General features: G+C 73.3%; 14 protein-coding genes. 4 read left to right on the top strand and 10 right to left on the bottom strand.

Annotated features, from left to right (window positions below; genetic code table 11):
- Positions 1-157 precede the first annotated feature (157 nt).
- Together JOD66_RS23195 and hsaA are read left to right on the top strand one after the other, a co-directional pair.
- A complete protein-coding gene (locus JOD66_RS23195) occupies positions 158-736 on the top strand; it encodes a TetR/AcrR family transcriptional regulator (RefSeq protein WP_204839170.1) in 579 nt (192 codons plus the stop codon).
- A 78-nt stretch (positions 737-814) separates the two neighbouring features.
- Positions 815-1,981 (top strand): 3-hydroxy-9,10-secoandrosta-1,3,5(10)-triene-9,17-dione monooxygenase oxygenase subunit, encoded by a 1,167-nt coding sequence (gene hsaA, locus JOD66_RS23190; RefSeq protein WP_204839169.1) that lies wholly within the window; start codon positions 815-817, stop codon positions 1,979-1,981.
- An 11-nt stretch (positions 1,982-1,992) separates the two neighbouring features.
- Here the strand turns inward: hsaA and JOD66_RS23185 are convergent, their stop codons facing one another.
- The gene (locus JOD66_RS23185; protein WP_204839168.1) at positions 1,993-3,519 is read right to left on the bottom strand and encodes an FAD-dependent oxidoreductase; all 1,527 of its coding nucleotides are present in this window, start codon (positions 3,517-3,519) and stop codon (positions 1,993-1,995) included.
- A 76-nt stretch (positions 3,520-3,595) separates the two neighbouring features.
- The gene (locus tag JOD66_RS23180) at positions 3,596-4,384 is read right to left on the bottom strand and encodes an IclR family transcriptional regulator (RefSeq protein ID WP_204839167.1); all 789 of its coding nucleotides are present in this window, start codon (positions 4,382-4,384) and stop codon (positions 3,596-3,598) included.
- Positions 4,385-4,536: 152 nt separating this feature from the next.
- Between JOD66_RS23180 and JOD66_RS23175 the strand changes: the two genes are divergently transcribed.
- On the top strand, positions 4,537-6,654 hold the full coding sequence (locus JOD66_RS23175) for an oxidoreductase (RefSeq protein WP_204839166.1): 2,118 nt from the start codon (positions 4,537-4,539) through the stop codon (positions 6,652-6,654).
- 175 nt (positions 6,655-6,829) lie between these two features.
- Here JOD66_RS23175 and JOD66_RS23170 read toward each other — a convergent pair whose 3' ends face one another.
- Positions 6,830-7,591 (bottom strand): SDR family NAD(P)-dependent oxidoreductase, encoded by a 762-nt coding sequence (locus tag JOD66_RS23170; protein ID WP_204839165.1) that lies wholly within the window; start codon positions 7,589-7,591, stop codon positions 6,830-6,832.
- A 208-nt stretch (positions 7,592-7,799) separates the two neighbouring features.
- Between JOD66_RS23170 and JOD66_RS23165 the strand changes: the two genes are divergently transcribed.
- Complete coding sequence (locus tag JOD66_RS23165; RefSeq protein ID WP_204839164.1) at positions 7,800-8,723, top strand: SDR family NAD(P)-dependent oxidoreductase; 924 nt, start codon at positions 7,800-7,802, stop codon at positions 8,721-8,723.
- A 15-nt stretch (positions 8,724-8,738) separates the two neighbouring features.
- Here the strand turns inward: JOD66_RS23165 and JOD66_RS23160 are convergent, their stop codons facing one another.
- The 7 genes from JOD66_RS23160 to JOD66_RS23130 all read right to left on the bottom strand — a co-directional run bounded on the left by JOD66_RS23160 (position 8,739) and on the right by JOD66_RS23130 (position 15,979).
- Positions 8,739-9,455 carry a sulfite exporter TauE/SafE family protein gene (locus JOD66_RS23160; RefSeq protein WP_204839163.1) on the bottom strand — a complete coding sequence of 239 codons (717 nt, stop codon included), beginning with the start codon at positions 9,453-9,455 and terminating at the stop codon, positions 8,739-8,741.
- Positions 9,456-9,477: 22 nt separating this feature from the next.
- Positions 9,478-10,902 (bottom strand): amidase, encoded by a 1,425-nt coding sequence (locus JOD66_RS23155; RefSeq protein ID WP_204839162.1) that lies wholly within the window; start codon positions 10,900-10,902, stop codon positions 9,478-9,480.
- A gap of 4 nt (positions 10,903-10,906) precedes the next feature.
- Positions 10,907-11,914: an ABC transporter ATP-binding protein gene (locus JOD66_RS23150; protein WP_204839161.1), complete on the bottom strand. Its 1,008-nt coding sequence runs from the start codon at positions 11,912-11,914 to the stop codon at positions 10,907-10,909.
- On the bottom strand, positions 11,914-12,948 hold the full coding sequence (locus JOD66_RS23145; protein WP_307823673.1) for an ABC transporter ATP-binding protein: 1,035 nt from the start codon (positions 12,946-12,948) through the stop codon (positions 11,914-11,916). The genes JOD66_RS23150 and JOD66_RS23145 overlap by 1 nt, the downstream gene beginning before the upstream one ends.
- Positions 12,945-13,979, bottom strand: coding sequence for an ABC transporter permease subunit (locus JOD66_RS23140; RefSeq protein ID WP_204839160.1), 1,035 nt, complete (start codon positions 13,977-13,979; stop codon positions 12,945-12,947). The genes JOD66_RS23145 and JOD66_RS23140 overlap by 4 nt, the downstream gene beginning before the upstream one ends.
- The gene (locus JOD66_RS23135) at positions 13,972-14,925 is read right to left on the bottom strand and encodes an ABC transporter permease (RefSeq protein ID WP_204839159.1); all 954 of its coding nucleotides are present in this window, start codon (positions 14,923-14,925) and stop codon (positions 13,972-13,974) included. Before JOD66_RS23135 ends, JOD66_RS23140 begins: the two co-directional genes overlap by 8 nt.
- Positions 14,926-15,091: 166 nt before the next feature.
- Positions 15,092-15,979, bottom strand: a complete 888-nt coding sequence (locus tag JOD66_RS23130) for a MaoC/PaaZ C-terminal domain-containing protein (RefSeq protein ID WP_204839158.1) — start codon at positions 15,977-15,979, stop codon at positions 15,092-15,094.
- Positions 15,980-15,982 lie beyond the last annotated feature (3 nt).

Raw genomic sequence — 15,982 nt, 5'->3', positions numbered from 1 at the left:
AAGCGCTTGGTTATAGACCGTCGGAACGGCCCCTGCGCTTCCTCACGATGTCCGCCTCCGGCCGTGCCGCGCGAACGGCACTCCCGCTGAGCGGACACGCATCCACGACGTCCCGACAGGCCGGAGAGAATCCACGACGACCCACCAGGAGGTACCCATGCGCACGATCACCGGGCGTCGCACCGAGATCATGGAGGTCGCGGCGGCGATGTTCGCCGAGCGCGGCATCGGCGCGACCACGGTCCGCGAGATCGGCGAGTCGGCCGGCGTGCTCTCCGGCAGCCTCTACCACCACTTCTCCTCGAAGGACGAGATCGTCCGCGAGGTGCTCGCCGACTTCATGGACCAGATCGAGCGCGCGTTCTCGGCCGTGGCGGCCGCGTCCGGGTCGCCCGAGGACACCGTGCGCGGCCTGGTCCGCGCGACACTGGAGTGCATCGACAGCCACCCGCACGCGACCCGCATCTACCAGCGCGACCGCGCCTACCTGCGCAAGCACGACCTGCTCGACGCGATCGACACCAAGGCACGCTCCGTACGCCGACACTGGCGCGCGGCGATCGAGGCCGGGGTGGCGACCGGGGAGTTCCGCGCCGACGTGCCCGGCGACGTGTTCTACCGCTCGCTGCGCGACACCCTGTGGGCCACCATGCACTGGCCGAACCGGGCGTCATGGTCCACCGAGGAGCTCGCCGAGCTGCTGGCCTCGATGTTCCTCGGCGGATTCCGGGCCTGAGACTCGATCGCTGCGCCCGTGCGCACTGGCCGGGAGCGACTGCGTCGCGACGCGGGCCTCCGGCAGTACCATCCGCGCGTGAGCAACGAGGTCCTCATCGCCGTCCAGGAGCTGCTCCCCGGGATCACCGAGCGGGCGTCCGCAGCCGAGGACGCCCGCCGGATCCCGGACGAGACGGTGGCCGAGCTGGTCGGGGCCGGTGTGTTCCGGATGCTCCAGCCGAGTCGGTACGGCGGTCGGGAGGGCGACCCCCTCGAGTTCTACGAGGTCGTGCGGGCGATCGCCGGGGCCTGCGGCTCGACCGGCTGGGTGGCGGGCGTCGTCGGCTGTCACCCGTGGCAGGTCGCCCAGTACCCGGACGCCGCGCAGCAGGAGGTCTGGGGCGCGGACCCCGACACGCTGATCGCGTCGTCATACGCACCCGTCGGGACGATCACCCGGGTCAAGGGCGGCTTCCGGCTCAGCGGGCGGTGGAGCTTCTCCTCAGGCTGCGACCACGCGGCGTGGGCCACCCTCGGCGGCCTGCTGGTCGACGCCGAAGGCCGCCCGCAGGACTTCATGACCATGCTGCTGCCGCGCGCGGACTACACGATCGTCGACGTGTGGGACGCGATGGGACTGCGGGGGTCGGGCAGCAACGACATCGTCGTGGACGACAGGTTCGTGCCCGACCACCGGGCACTGCGCAACTACGAGCAGCACCAGCTGCGGGCGCCGGGGCGTGCCGTCAACACCGGGCCGCTCTATGCGATGCCGTTCGGGACCGTCTTCCCGATGGCGATCACGGCTCCGGTGATCGGCATCGTCGCCGGCGCCCACGACCGCTATCTAGCGGCGATGCGCGACCGGGTGCGGCTCAGTCTCGGCGGCGGCCGGTTCGCCGAGGACCCGCATGCCCACGTCACGGTGGCTCGCGCCGCCTCCGAGATCGACGCCGCGGTGCTGCAGACCGAGCGCAGCGTCCGCGACGTCTACGCCTGTGCCGTCCGCGGCGAGGAGATCCCGATGGACTGGCGGTTCCGGGCGCGCCGCGACCAGGTCACCGCCACCGAGCGAGCGCTTGCTGCCGTCGACGCGCTGTTCAAGACGGCCGGAGGCTCGTCGCTGCGCCGCGGCAACCCGATCGAGCGGGCCTGGCGCGACGCCCACGCCGGCGGCGTCCACGTGGCGAACGACGTGGAGCGCGCGCTCACGATGTACGGGCGCCACGCGTTCGGGCTCGACGTGGAGGACACCCTGGTCTGACCCGGGTCGGGTCAGCCCAGCATGTCCCGCACGGCGCGCCACCCGAACACCATGGCGGTACCGATCGGAACGCCCGGTCCCGGGTAGCAGGCGCCCGACAGCGACGCGCTCGCGTTGCCGGTGGCGTACAGCCCGGGCAGCGGCTGGTCGTCGGCCCCGAGCACACGCGCGTCGACGTCGGTGCGCAGCCCGCCCTTGGTGCCGAGGTCGGCGAGCACCAGCCGGGCGGCGAAGTACGGCGGCCGGTCGATCGGCACCAGGGCGGGATTGGGCCCGTCACCGATGGCGAAGAACCGGTCGTACTCGTCGGTGCCACGTCCGAAGTCCTCGTCGACCCCCGCGGAGGCGAAGCCGTTGAACCGGTCCAGGGTCGCCCGGAGCTGCTCCGCGGGCAGCCCGGTGTCGATGGCGAGCTCGGCGATGCTGTCGGCCCGCACCCAGGTGCCGGCGGCGAGATGCTCCTCGACAGGCATGGCCGGCATCGTGATCGCCGGCGCGACGCCGCCGGACCGGGAGTCGAAGACGAACCAGGCGGGGATCCGGCCGGGCTCGGCGGAGAGCCGGCGACCCATCTGGTCGTAGGGCAGGGACTCGTTGGCGAATCGGCACCCCTGCTGGTCGACCACGACGCCGCCGCGGAACCCCAGCGTGAAGGCGGCCTGCCCGTCGGGGGTGGCCAGGCCCGGGCACCACCACCCCTCGTCCATGAGCTCGGTGGTCGCGCCGACGGCCACGGCTGCCGCGATCGGCTCGCCGGTGTTGGTCGCGGCGGGTGCCATCGCCCACGCGGCCGCCCCGGGGACGCCGTACGTGGTCCGGAGGTCCTGGTTGCGCTCGAAGCCGCCGCTGGCGAGCAGGACGCCGCGCTGAGCGGCGATCCGGCGCGGTCTCTCGGCCGTGGCGACGAGGACGCCGACGACGCGGCCGTCAGCGACGAGCAGCTCGGTCATCTCGGCGCCGGTGTGGACGGTGCCGCCGTTGTCGTGGAAGGCGTGGAGCAAGCGTCCGATCAACGCTCGGCCCCCGACGAGAGGCTGGTCCGGATCGTGCCCGAGGCCGGCGCGGTCGCGGTCGACGGCGGGGCGCACCAGGTCGGCCAGGCCGTCGGGGAGCGCGTCGGCCGGCAGCGCGACGGGGACGATCGAGCGGCCGCCGGCCACCCGGCCGGGCGCGTCGAAGTAGTCGGGGAACGCCTGCGCCACCAGCTCGATCGCCGGCTCCGCCTCGAGCTCGGCGACCACGGCGGGCGCGCTCTCGAGGAATGCCTCCTGGCGCTCGACCTCGGCCTCGCCCAGCAGCGCGCGCAGGTAGGTGCGGCCGGACTCCGTGGAGTCCGCCGACCCCGCGCGACGGGTGACAGCGCACCCGGGCAGCCACGCCGCGGCCCCTGAGTACGCCGACGTGCCACCCAGCAGCGCGGACTTCTCCAGCACGACGGTGCGGAGCCCGTTGCGGGCCGCGGTCACGGCGGCGGTCATCGCGCCCGCTCCGGAGCCGACCACGACCACGTCGTAGGTCTCGTCGTACTGCGTGGTCATCGGGCGCCTCCTGAGTCGGGGAACGTGCCGGACCACCTTGGCGGCGGCGTCGCGACGGCGTCGGTGCGGCTCCCGATCAGCGGAAGGTCGCCAGCCGGTGGGCGATGACCCGGGTCGCGCGCACGACCACCGGGGCCAGCTTGTCGACGTCGATCTGCGCCCCGCCGACGAGCGAGATTCCGCCACAGGGGCCGTCGCGGCCGATGATCGGTGCCGCGACGCAGCCGAGCCGCAGGTGGTTGCGCCCGCGGTCGAGGACGACGCCCGCCCGGGCCCGGACCCGGCCCAGCTCCCGGTGCAGCGCGGCGAGGTCGACCCGCGGCCGGTCCGGGGCATGCGCCTGCTGGGCGGCCACGAGTGCGTCGACGTCCTCGGGCGGAAGGAACGCCAACTGGGCCCGGCCCACCAGGGCCCGCGCCGCCGGCAGCCGTACGCCGACCCGGGTGGGAACCCGAGCGGCGAACGCGCCGCCGAGCTTGTCGAGGATCCGGACGTCGGCGCCCTCCAGGACTCCGAGGTGGACGACCAGCCCGGTCTCCAGGTGCAGGCTGCGCAGCGTCTCGGCCGCCGCTGCGCGCAGGTCCATCTCGGGAGAGTCGCTGCCGCCGAGGCCGAGTGCCCGGCTGCCGAGCGCGTAGCCGGCCGGCGTGTGCCGCACCCAGTCGAGGGCGATCAGCTGGTTGAGGATCCGGTGCGCGGTCGACCTCGGGAGCCCGGTCGCCTCCTGGACGTCCTCCAGGGACAGCCGCGCCGACGGCCCGCCGAAGGCGACCATGATCGTGGTCATCCGCTCGACCATCGACAGCGGACGCTCCTCGGCCCGCTCCCGATCGGCCCTCTCGAGGACTCCGCCCGACGTGCTCATCGCCACCTCCTGCTCGAGTTCCGGCACTTTAGCAAGCACTTGCTTGGTTAATGAAGAGCCTCGCCCGATCCCGTTCGCGGATCTGCGACGGACCTTTCCGGTGTGCGGGAGACCGGCGCGCCCCGTGCGGCCGGGCGCGGCAGGCTGCGCGCGTGCACACCTCGCGAACCGCCACCTACGAGCACCTGCTGGCCCCTGGGACGATCGGTCCGATGCGCCTCGCCAACCGCGTCGTCATGCCCGCGATGGACATGAACCTGTGCCACGACGGCGTCATCGACGACGGCGACATCGCCCACTACGCCAGCCGTGCGGCCGGTGGGACCGGCCTCATCATCACCTCCGCGGCCGCGGTCGCGTATCCCGTCGGCGCGACCAGCCGCAAGGAGCCCGGCCTCTCCGACGACCGGTTCATCCCCGGACTCACCGCACTCGCCGACGCGGTTCACGCCGCCGGCGCCAAGCTCTGCGTCCAGGCCACCCACCACGGCAAGATCGCCAAGGTCGACACCGCCGACGGCCGTCCGCTCTTCGTCCCGTCGATCCCGGTCGGCGAGCGCGACCTGACCGCGCTGCGCGACAACACCCCGACCGAGCTCGGCGCGATGGCCACCGCCGTCTCCGAGGGGAGGACGCCGACCTACCGCGAGGCGACCGAGGAGGACATCGCCTGGCTCGTCGGGCAGTTCGCCGCCGCCGCCCGGCGCGTGCGGCAAGCAGGCGCCGACGCGATCGAGATCCACTGCGCGCACGGGTACGTGCTCGGGAGCTTCCTGAGCCGGGCCGACAACCGTCGTACCGACGCCTGGGGCGGGTCGCTCGAGAACCGGGCCCGCCTCGCCTGCGACGTGATCCGCGCGGTGCGGGAGGAGGTCGGCGACGGCCTGGCGATCCTCGTCCGCGTCGCGGGCAAGGAGTACGGCGACGACGGCGCCCTCACGACCGAGGAGGCCGTGGCGGCTTCGCGGCTGTTCGAGGCGGCCGGCGCGGACGCCATCCACGTCACCGGCTGGGCGCGCAACCCCTTCCGGGACTTCACCGACGGCCCGCTGCCGAACCAGGTGGGCGCGTACGCCGAGCTGGCCCGCGCGGTGAAGGACGCCGTCTCGATCCCGGTCATCGCCGTGGGCCGGGTGCTGCCCGCCCTCGGCGAGGAGCTGATCGCCAGCGGGGGCGCGGACTTCGTGGCGATGGGACGACAGCTGCTCGCCGATCCCGAGCTGGTCGGCAAGATCCGCGACGGGCGCGCGGCCTCGGTGCGCCCCTGCATCAACTGCTACGTGTGCGTCGAGCAGAACTTCTGGGACGGCGTACCGGTGTGCGCGGTGAACCCGGCCCTCGGCGACGAGACCCTGCTGCCCTTCCCCACCATCGCCTCACGCCGTCATGTCGTCGTCGTCGGCGGCGGGCCCGGCGGCCTGGAGGCGGCGCGCGTCGCGGCCGAGCGCGGGCACCGGGTCACCCTCGTCGAGAAGGGCGACCGGCTCGGTGGCTCGGCCTGGTTCTCCCAGCTGACGACTCCCGCCAACGGACCGCTGCTGGAGTGGCTCCAGCACGAGGTCGAGCGGCTCGGTGTCGACGTACGGCTGGGCGAGCAGGTGGACGCCGACGCCGTCGCGGCGCTCTCCCCCGACGCCGTCGTCGTCGCGACGGGCGCCCGGCGCGGCCTGCCGCCCGTGCCCGGCGCCGACCTCCCCCACGTGCACACCGGCGACACGCTGCGCGGACTGATCACCGGTGAGGGCGGCTCCGGCAGCCGGACCCTGCGCCTGCTCGGTGCGGCCGGCCGGATGAGCGGGCTGACCCGCGACCCCGAGCGGATCCGCGACCTGACCCGCAAGGTGCTCCCGATCGGCAAGGACGTCGTCGTGGTCGGCGGCTCGCTCGTCGGCCTCGAGCTCGCCGAGTTCCTCGCCGAGCGCCGCAAGAGCGTCACCGTGCTCGAGCAGGGTGCCCAGGCCGGCCTCCCGATGGCCGTCCCGCGCCGCTGGACCGCCGTACGCCAGGCCACCGAGCACGGCGTCACCATCCACCGCGACGCCGAGCTCGTCGAGATCACCGCGTCCGAGGTGCACTACCTGGTCGGCGACGAGCTGGCCCGGGTCCCCGCGGACCTGGTCGTCGTGGCGTCGTACGTCGAGCCCGGCGCTCCCCTCGCCGACTCCCTCCGTGCCCGCGGCCTCGACGTGCACGTCGTCGGCGACGCCGCCGAGGTCGGCTACCTCCAGGGCGCGATCCACTCCGCCTGGCGGGCCTGCCGCACCCTCTAGCGCGACCCGGCAGAAACTGGCCCGGATTTCGCGCCGACCCGGCAGAAAGTAGCTCGCAGAACCGGCCGACCCGGCAGAAAGTAGTCGCTCAGCGGGCAACTTTCTGCCGGGTCGGTGGGATTCCGGCGGGACTTTCTGCCGGGTCGGCCGAAATCCCGAGCCAGCTTCTGCCGGGTCAGCCGAAGAACGCCTGCCCGCCGTCGAGGGGGATGGTGGCGCCGGTGAGGTAGCGCAGGTCGCTGCCGACGAGGGCGACGACGGCCCGGCCGATGTCGTCCTCGCAGTCCCCGATCCGGCCGGCGGGGATGGCGGCGACGAACTCGGCCGCCTCCTCGGGGTTCGTCTCGGTCCACCGCTTCAGGCCCGGCGAGAGGGCGTGCGGGGCGATGCTGTTGGCGCGGATGCCGTCGCGGGCCCACTCGACCGCGGCGGTGCGGGTCAGGGAGCGCACGGCCTGCTTGGCGGCCGCATAGACGCCGTACGTCGTGGGGTCCCAGCGCACCATCGCGGAGGTGACCAGGTTGACGATGTGGCCGCCGCCGCGGGCGACGAAGTGGGGGTGGCAGGCCTTCATGAAGGCCAGGGTGGCGAACGGGCCGGAGGCGAAGCTGCGCTCGACGGCAGCGTCGTCGAGGGCGAGCAGCGGACCGTAGGCACCGGAGTAGGCGTTGTTGACCAGGATGTCGACGCCGCCCAGGGTGGCGACGACCTCGGCGACCGTGGCCGGGATGGTCGCGGTGTCGACGATGTCGCAGACGAAGGGCTCGGCCCTCACCCCGCGCTCGCGGACCAGCGCGCACGTCGTGTCGAGCTTGGCCGCGGTGCGGCCGACCACCGCGATGTCGGCGCCCTCGGTGGCGAGTGCCAGGGCGATCCCCTGGCCGACACCCTGGCCGGCCCCCGTCACCAGTGCGACCCGTCCCGTCAGCGAACCCATTCCTGCCTCCTCGATCCGGACCGCACGGCGCGGTCCCGCGGTCATGATGCTGGCGGCGGCCCGGTCGTCCGGAGCGCGGTCCTGCTCAGCGGAAAGCAGCCGCCGGCGTGGCACCACCCGGTGAGCGGGAGTGGCGCTCGCGGAGCCACGGCCGGCGTTCCTAGGGTCACCACGCCGACAGGGGCAGGACCAACCGAAGGAGCAAGTCGTGGGCAACACCGACCTCACCGGTCGTACGGCGATCGTCACCGGCGCGGGCGCCGGGCTCGGCCGCGCCGAGGCACTGGCGCTCGCCGCCCAGGGCGCGAACATCGTCGTCAACGACATGGGGGACGCCGCCGACGCGGTGGTCGCCGAGGTCGAGGCGCTCGGACGCCGGGCGGTCGCCGTCAAGGGGGACGTCGGCAGCTGGAGCATGGGCGAGCAGCTCGTCGACGCCGCCGTCGACACCTTCGGCGGCCTCGACGTCGTCGTCAACAACGCCGGCATCACCCGCGACACCATGCTCTTCAACATGACCGAGCAGCAGTGGGACGACGTCGTCCGGGTCCACCTCAAGGGCCACGCCGCCGTCTCCCGCGCCGCCGCCGGGTACTTCCGCTCGGCGTCGAAGTCCGCCGGCGGGCCGGTGTTCGGCCGGTTCGTCAACACGGCCTCCGAGGCGTTCCTGTACGGCGCCGCCGGGCAGTCGAACTACGCCGCCGCCAAGGCGGGCATCGTGGCGCTGACCCTGTCGACGTCCCGCGGCCTGGAGCGGTACGGCGTCACCGCCAACGCGATCTGCCCGCGCGCCCGCACCGCGATGACCTCCGCCGTCTTCGCGGAGGACGGCGACACCCAGCGGCTCGACATCCTCGCGCCGGAGCGGGTCGCGTCCTTCGTCGGCTACCTCGCCTCCCCCGCCGCCGAGCGCATCAGCGGCCAGGTCTTCGTCGTATACGGCGACATAGTCGCGCTGATGGCCGCGCCCACCGTCGAGAGCACCTTCGTCGCCGCCGACGGCACCTTCAGCGTCGGCGAGCTCGACGCGCGGCTGACGCCGTACTTCGAGGCCCGCTCGCCGCACCAGACGTACGCCGCGTACAGCGTCGCGAAGCTGGACACCACCGGCGTCGAGACGATCAACGGCTGACGCACGCCCCGACGCTCACGCGACGGTGGTCGCCAGGACGGCGACCGCCGAGGCGACGAGCGTGCCGATGACGAGCGGCCGTAGCCGCTCCGGGGACACCCGGTCGAAGATCGCGTCGCCGACGCGCCACCCGAGCGGCAGCCCGGCGACACCGCCGAGCGCCAGCATCAGCACATCGGCGTCGATGTGTCCGAGCGCCGCGAAGGCGACCACCGCGACGGCGTCCTGCCCGGCGAAGACCGCCTGCAGGGTGGCCCGGTAGCGCCGCGGCTCCCGGTCGACGAGCGCCGTCACCAGCGGCGGCCCGTTCATCCCGGTCGACGTCAGGAGGCCCCCGCTGACGACGCCGGCCAAGGGCAGGCCACGCCCGTCGACCCGGAGTCCGGTCGCCAGCAGGGCGACCATCACCAGCATCGCCGCGGCGATACCAGCCGCCAGCGGCCCCTCGTCGACGACACTCAGCACGACCAGTCCCCCGGGCATCCCGACGACCCCGGCGACGGTCAGCACCACGGCGTCGCGCCGGTCGACGTACGGTCGCTCCCGCACGGCCACGCCGGCCGTCAGCACCAGGCTGACCACGGTCGCGGCCACCACCGCGTGCGCCGGGTCGGCGACCAGCAGCAGACCGGGTACGGCGGCCAGCGCGGACCCGAATCCGGTCACCGCCTGGACCAGCGCGGCCACCACGAAGACCACGACCGCCACACCGGCGACGACGATCAGCTCCACCGCCGCGGGCTGTCGACGCGGCTCAGCCGGCCAGCGGCGCGTGCCGCGGCCAGGGTGCGGCCCGCTCGAGCTGGCCGGCCAGCGACAGCAGCAGCGCCTCGCCGCCGAGGTCGGTGAAGAAGTGCGCGCCCAGCGGCAGCCCGTCGGCGTCGAACCCGGCGGGCACCGACATCGCCGACCCGCCGGTGACGTTGACCAGGCTCGTGAATCCCGCCATGCCGGGCGCGAGGGTGTACATCACCTCCGGGGTGGTCGTGTCGAGCACCCCCAGCCTCGGCGTCCGCAGGCACAGCATCGGAGTCAGTACGACGTCCAGCGCGTCGGGGCCGGTGAAGAGCGCCGCCGTCGCGAAGCCGACCTGCTCGAAGCCTTCGAGCGCGCGCAGCAGGTCGGCCATCGGCAGCGACGAGTAGCGGTCGTACATGACGCGCGTGAACGGCTCGATGTCGTCGTCGCGCAGCCCCCGCCCGAGCTCGGCGAGCCGGTCGTCGACGTGCGCGACCAGGTTGGCGCCCATGACCACGCCGGAGTGGCGGGCGAAGTCGGGATAGGCGACCGGGAGGGCGATCTCGACCACCTGGTGTCCGAGATCGCTCAGCAGGTCCGCCGTACGACGGGCGGCAACCACCCCCGCGGGGTCGACCGCGGGCCCGTCGGGAACCACCGTGGCGAGCCCGATCCGCAGCCGGCCCGGGTCCCGCTCGACGCAGCCGAGGTAGCCCCCGGCGGGTGCGGTCGCCGCGAAGGTCGCCTGCCCCGCAGCGCGCCCGGCCGAGACGTCGAGCATCAGGGCGGAGTCGCGGACGGTGGTGGTGAGCGCGCCGTGGACGCTGGTCGGCGAGGAGATCGTCGAGGCGTACGGCGCCCCGGGGATCAGGCCGCGGCTCGGCTTGAGCCCGAACAGGCCGCAGACCGCCGCCGGGATCCGGATCGAGCCGCCGCCGTCGTTGCCGTGGGCGACGGGCACCAGGCCGGCCGCGACCGCCGCGGCGGACCCACCGCTGGATCCGCCGGTGGAGTGGTCGAGCGACCAGGGGTTGTGGCAGGCGCCGTGCAGGACCGGCTCGGTGCTCGCGTTCTTGCCGAGCTCGGGGGTGTTGGTGGTGCCGAGGACCACCATTCCCGCGGCCTTGTAGCGCCGCACGAGCTCGCTGTCCGCGGTGGCGACGTCGTCGGCCCACAGGCGGCTGCCGCCCGTCGTGGGCAGCCCCGCCACGTCGGCGGCGAGCGACTTGACGACCACCGGGACCCCGGTCAACGGGCCGTCGGGCAGTCCGGCGTCGACCTCGGCCAACGCCTCGTCGAACCGGGTGCCGACCATCGCGTTGAGCCGCGGGTCGAGCCGCTCGATCCGGCGGATGCTCTCCTCGACCACCTCGCGCGCGGTGGTCTCGCCGCTGCGGACCGCGGCGGCGGTGGCCATGGCGTCGGGCAGCGCGGTGCTCACCGGCTCACTCCTCGGTGCTGGGGTCGACGATCGGGTGGTGGCAGGCGACGTACTGCCCGGGACGGACCTCCCGCAGCTCCGGCTCCTGCTCGGCGCATCGCTCGGTGGCCAGCGGGCAGCGGGTGCGGAACCGGCAGCCCGAAGGCGGGTTCAGCGGCGAGGGCAGCTCGACGGCGGCCGCCGACGCGCTCAGCTCGCGGTCGCCGGCGCCGGGGATCGAGGCGAGCAGCATCCGGGTGTACGGGTGGGCGGCGTCCAGCTCGATGCGGTCCGACGGGACGACCTCGCAGGTCTTGCCGAGGTAGAGCACCATCACCCGGTCGCTGATGTTCTTCACCACCGACACGTCGTGGGCGATGAAGACCATGCTGAGGTCGTAGCGCTGCTTGGTGCGCTCGAGCAGGTTGAGGATCTGGGCCTGCACCGAGACGTCGAGCGCCGAGACCGGCTCGTCGCAGATCAGGACCTCCGGGTTCATCATCAGCGCCCGGGCGATGCAGACCCGCTGGCACTGGCCGCCCGACAGCTCGTGCGGACGGCGGTCCCAGACCACGTCGGGGTCGAGGCCGACCGCGGAGAGGGTCTCGCGGACCAGCTCCTCCTTCTCCTGCTGGCTGCCCTCGAAGCCCCAGATCGCCAGCCCCTCGGTGACCAGGTCCTTGACCTTGCGACGCGGGTTCAGCGAGGACGTGGGGTCCTGCATGATCATCTGCATCCGGGAGCGCGCCTTGCGCAGCGGCCGGGAGGTCAGGCCGGTCAGCTCGTGCTCGCCGAGCCGGACGGTGCCCGACGTCGGCGACGGCAGCTGCATGACCGCACGACCGGCGGTCGACTTGCCGCAGCCGGACTCGCCGAGGATGCCGAGGGTCTCCCCCGGCAGCAGGTCGAGGCTGAGCCCGGACACCGCGTGCACCTTCTGCCCGCGGCCGACGGGGAACTCGACGACCATGTCGTCGACGGCGAGCACGGGCGCCTGGTCGGGCCGCAGGTGGGCGGTTCCGCTTCCGGCCATCAGCTGATCTCCTCTGCGAGGGCGGCCCGCGGTGCGTCGAGCTCGACGTCGGGCAGCGGGAAGTGGCAGGCCGCGACGTGGGAGGTACGTCGGGCACCGATCTCCAGCAGCTCGGGCTGCTCCGCGGTGCAGCGGTCCTGCACGTAGGGGCAGCGTGGCGCGAACCGGCAGCCCTCGGGCGGGTTCGCCATGTTGGGCGGTGAGCCGACGATCGCACGCAGCGTGGTGTGCGGCGGGTCGGACAGACGCGGGATCGAGGCCAGCAGCCCCTCGGTGTAGGGATGCCGGGGACCTGCGAACACCTCGGCGGTGGCGGACCGCTCGACCACCCGCCCGGCGTACATCACCTGGACCCGGTCGGTGCGGCCGGCGACGGCGCCGAGGTCGTGGCTGATCAGGATGGTCGCCATCTGCCGGCTCTCCGCGAGCGAGGTGAGCAGGTCGAGGATCTGCTTCTGCACGGTGACGTCGAGGGCCGTGGTGGGCTCGTCGGCGATGAGCAGCCGGGGATCGCAGCACAGCGCCATCGCGATGACGACCCGCTGCCGCATGCCGCCCGAGAGCTCGTGGGGGAACTGGCTCATCCGGCGCGCCGGCTCCGGGATCCCGACCTGACGCAGCAGGTCGATCGCCCGCTCGGCCGCGGCCGCCTTGCCCAGGCCCAGGTGCAGGCGCAGCGCCTCGGTGATGTGGGTGCCGACCCGCTTGACCGGGTTGAGGCTGGTCATCGGGTCCTGGAACACCATCGCGACCTCGGAGCCCCACAGCCCACGGCGCTGCTTGGCGCTGATCGCGTGCACGTCCTGGCCGGCGATCCGCACGCTGCCGTGCACCTGCGTCCCGTGACCCGTCGTGATCAGGCCCATGATCGTGCGCCCGAGGACCGACTTGCCCGACCCGGACTCACCGACGATGCCGAGCGTCTCGCCCGCGCGCAGGCTCAGCGAGACGCCGTCGACCGCGCGGACGAGGCCGCGGGCGGTCTGGAACTCGGTGCGTACGTCCTCGACCTCGAGAACCGTCTGGTCGCTCACAGCTTCGCACTCCTCGGGTCCCAGCGCTTCTGGGCCTTCTCGCCCAGCAGGTTGAACGAGAACACGGTCAGGAACAGGAAGACGCCGGGCACCAGGACGATGTGCGGGTGCTCCTGCATGGTGCTGCCCTCGGCCTCCGAGATCATGTTCCCCCAGGTCGGCTCGGGCGCCTGGACGCCGAAGCCGAGGAAGCTGAGCGACGCCTCGGCGACGATCAGCACCGAGATCATCACGACCATCATCGAGAAGATCGGCAGGACGACGTTCGGCACCAGCTCGCGCCACATGATCCGCAGCCGGGTCGCGCCCATCGCCCGGGCGGCGAGCACGAACTCGCGCTGGGCGAAGGCGATCGTGTTGGCCCGGGCCAGCCGGATCATGCTCGGGATGGTCAGCAGCGCCAGGGCGAGGGCGACATTGCGCAGCTTCGGCTCGAGGACGGTGGCGAGCGCGATCAGCAGCACCAGCGGCGGTACGGCGAGCAGGGCGTTGGTGAGGATGCCGACCACGCTGTCGACGCCCGAGCGCAGGAAGCCCGCGACGACGCCGATGCTGCCGCCGACGACGGTGCCGATCGCGACCGCGGAGAGCGCGATGACGAGCGACGTCCGGGCGCCGTAGATCGATCGGGAGAGCATGTCGAGCCCGTAGTTGTTGGTGCCGAACGGATGGTCCGAGAGCAGCCTCGGCGCCTGGTAGATGGGCGCGTCCAGCGCCTTCACCACGTCGACGTGCTCGCCGAGCGGCAGCACCGGCGCCAGCAGCGCGACCACCGCCAGCAGCGCCAGCCAGCCGCAGCACAGCCACAGCAGGATGTCGGGCCGGCCGCCGCGGACCGCCCACACGACCCGGGACAGGCCCTGGGCGAGGACGATGACGCCGGCGAGGACGAGCACGGCCTTCACGAACAGCAGCAGCGGGGCGCTCCAGCCGACGACCAGCAGCGCCAGGCCGGCCACGACCATCCCGGCACCGAGGACACCGAGGCCGCGGGCCGAGCGCGTCGACCCGACGGGGTTCTTCCTAGGCATGAGCACGGCGGGTCCTTGGGTCGAGGTAGCCATAGGAGAGGTCGATCCCGGCGTTGATCACGACGTAGATCGCGGCGATGAGGAGCACGGCGCCCTGCACCATCGGGAAGTCGCCGTTGTTGGCGGACTTGATGACCAGGCTGCCCATGCCGGGCAGTGCGAACAGGTACTCCACGATCACGGTGCTGCCGATCAGCCGGCCCAGGCTGATGCCGAGCAGGGTGACCAGCGAGAACGACGAGGGACGCAGCGCGTCGCGCAGCAGGATCCGCAGCGGCGGCATCCCCTTGGCGCGCGCCGCGAGGATGTAGTCCTCGTGCAGCGTCACCAGCAGGTCGTTGCGCAGCACCCTGGTGAACAGCGCGAGCTCCATCAGCGCGATCGTCAGCGCCGGCAGGAACGCGTGGTAGAGGTTGTCGAGCGGTCCGTCGCCGAAGCGCACCCACTGCGCCCGCGGGAACCAGCCCAGCCCGTTGGCGAAGATCGCGATCAGCAGCAGTCCGCCGAGGAACGACGGCACGGACAAGATGGCGAACATCGACGCGCCGATCGCCCGGTCGACCAGGCCGCCCTCGTGCGAGGCGCTCCACATGGCCAGCGGGATCGCGAGCACCAGCGCCATCAGCAGGCCCAGGCCGGCGAGCTCGACGCTGACGGGCAGCGCGGTCAGGACGCGCTGGATGACGTCGCTGTTCGGCGGCACCAGCGAACGGCCGAGGTCACCGGTCAGCGCGTGGCCGAGCCACTCGGCGTACCGCGCGAAGACGTTGCCGTCGAGGCCGAGCTCGGTGCGCTTCGCGGCGTACTCGGCAGGAGTATGGCCCTCGCCGAGCACCGCCACCGCCGGGTCGCCCGGCATCAGCGACACCATCATGAACACGCCGAAGCTGACCAGCAGCAGCACGGCCACCAGCTCGCCGAGGCGCAGCGCCAGGCGGCGGCTCATCGGGCCGCCCCCGCGCCGGCCGGCGCGGCTGGCATCGGATCGAAGGACATCCGCTCGCATCCCTTCAGACGGTGTCGGGGGTCACATCCCCCGAGACGTCGGGCAGCGTAGGTCGCCGCTCGGCGCGCGCGACGGCGCGCTTCCCACTGACCGGGAGGCACTTCGGTCACGCCGTCACCTCCGCCACCGCGTGGCTGAGGACCGGCTGGTCGCCGCGCTCGGGACAGGACGCCGCCAGGACGAGGCGGTCGCCGTCGCACCAGACCGAGGTGCGGATCGTCTCCCCGGGGACCAGGGTCCCGGCGAAGCGGACCGCGAGCCCGCGCAGCCGGGTGGCGTCGCCGTCGAGGAGCCGGTCGACGAGCGCCTTCGCGACGATGCCGTACGACGCGAGGCCGTGCAGGATCGGCCGGTCGAAGCCGGCGGACGCCGCGAACGCCGGGTCGGCGTGCAGCGGGTTGAGGTCGCCGTTGAGCCGGTAGAGCAGCGCCTGGCCGGGGTCGGTGGGACTGTCGAGCACGTGGTCCGGAGCCCGGTCGGGCGCGCTCCACGCCGGGTCCGGTCCGGGCCCGCCGCCGAAGCCGCCCTCCCCACGCACCCAGATCTGCATCCGCCCGGTCCACAGCGGGCCGTCGGCGTCGGCGACCCGGTGCTCGAGCACGACCACGGCGGCGTTGCCCTTGTCCCAGACGTCGGCGACGCAGGTGCTCAGCTCGGCGCTGCCGGCGGTGGGGATCGGGCGGTGCACGGTGAGCGCCTGGCCGCCGTGCAGCACGCGGTGCAGGTCGACGTCGATCCCCGGCATGCGCATCGCCGGGGCACTCGGCTCGTCGCCGGCCGAGATCGCCTTGCCCGCGACGACCGCGAACGTCGGCAGCACCTGGAGACCTTGCCCGTCCACCCCCTGCTCGAAGGTGTAGGCCAGCTCGGGGTCGGCGTCCGCGTGGCGGCCGGCGCCGAGCGAGAGATGGTAGAGCAGCACGTCGCGCCGGGTCCAGGAGATGGCGCGGACCGCCGGCGGTGCGGCCAGGGCGGTGGCGAGGTCGATCGGCATCGG

The organism is Nocardioides nitrophenolicus (assembly GCF_016907515.1).
Lineage (GTDB): Bacteria > Actinomycetota > Actinomycetes > Propionibacteriales > Nocardioidaceae > Nocardioides > Nocardioides nitrophenolicus.
Note: the sequence above shows the minus strand (reverse complement) of the source record. Positions and strands in the feature narration are given on the sequence as shown.

Excerpts from the sequence above, each read along its gene's own strand:
- JOD66_RS23195 (WP_204839170.1), top strand. The coding sequence starts at position 158 with ATGCGCACGATCACCGGGCGTCGCACCGAGATCATGGAGGTCGCGGCG.
- JOD66_RS23185 (WP_204839168.1), bottom strand. The coding sequence starts at position 3,519 with ATGACCACGCAGTACGACGAGACCTACGACGTGGTCGTGGTCGGCTCC.
- JOD66_RS23180 (WP_204839167.1), bottom strand. The coding sequence starts at position 4,384 with ATGAGCACGTCGGGCGGAGTCCTCGAGAGGGCCGATCGGGAGCGGGCC.
- JOD66_RS23170 (WP_204839165.1), bottom strand. The coding sequence starts at position 7,591 with ATGGGTTCGCTGACGGGACGGGTCGCACTGGTGACGGGGGCCGGCCAG.
- JOD66_RS23150 (WP_204839161.1), bottom strand. The coding sequence starts at position 11,914 with ATGGCCGGAAGCGGAACCGCCCACCTGCGGCCCGACCAGGCGCCCGTG.
- JOD66_RS23140 (WP_204839160.1), bottom strand. The coding sequence starts at position 13,979 with ATGCCTAGGAAGAACCCCGTCGGGTCGACGCGCTCGGCCCGCGGCCTC.
- JOD66_RS23135 (WP_204839159.1), bottom strand. The coding sequence starts at position 14,925 with ATGAGCCGCCGCCTGGCGCTGCGCCTCGGCGAGCTGGTGGCCGTGCTG.
- JOD66_RS23130 (WP_204839158.1), bottom strand. The coding sequence starts at position 15,979 with ATGCCGATCGACCTCGCCACCGCCCTGGCCGCACCGCCGGCGGTCCGC.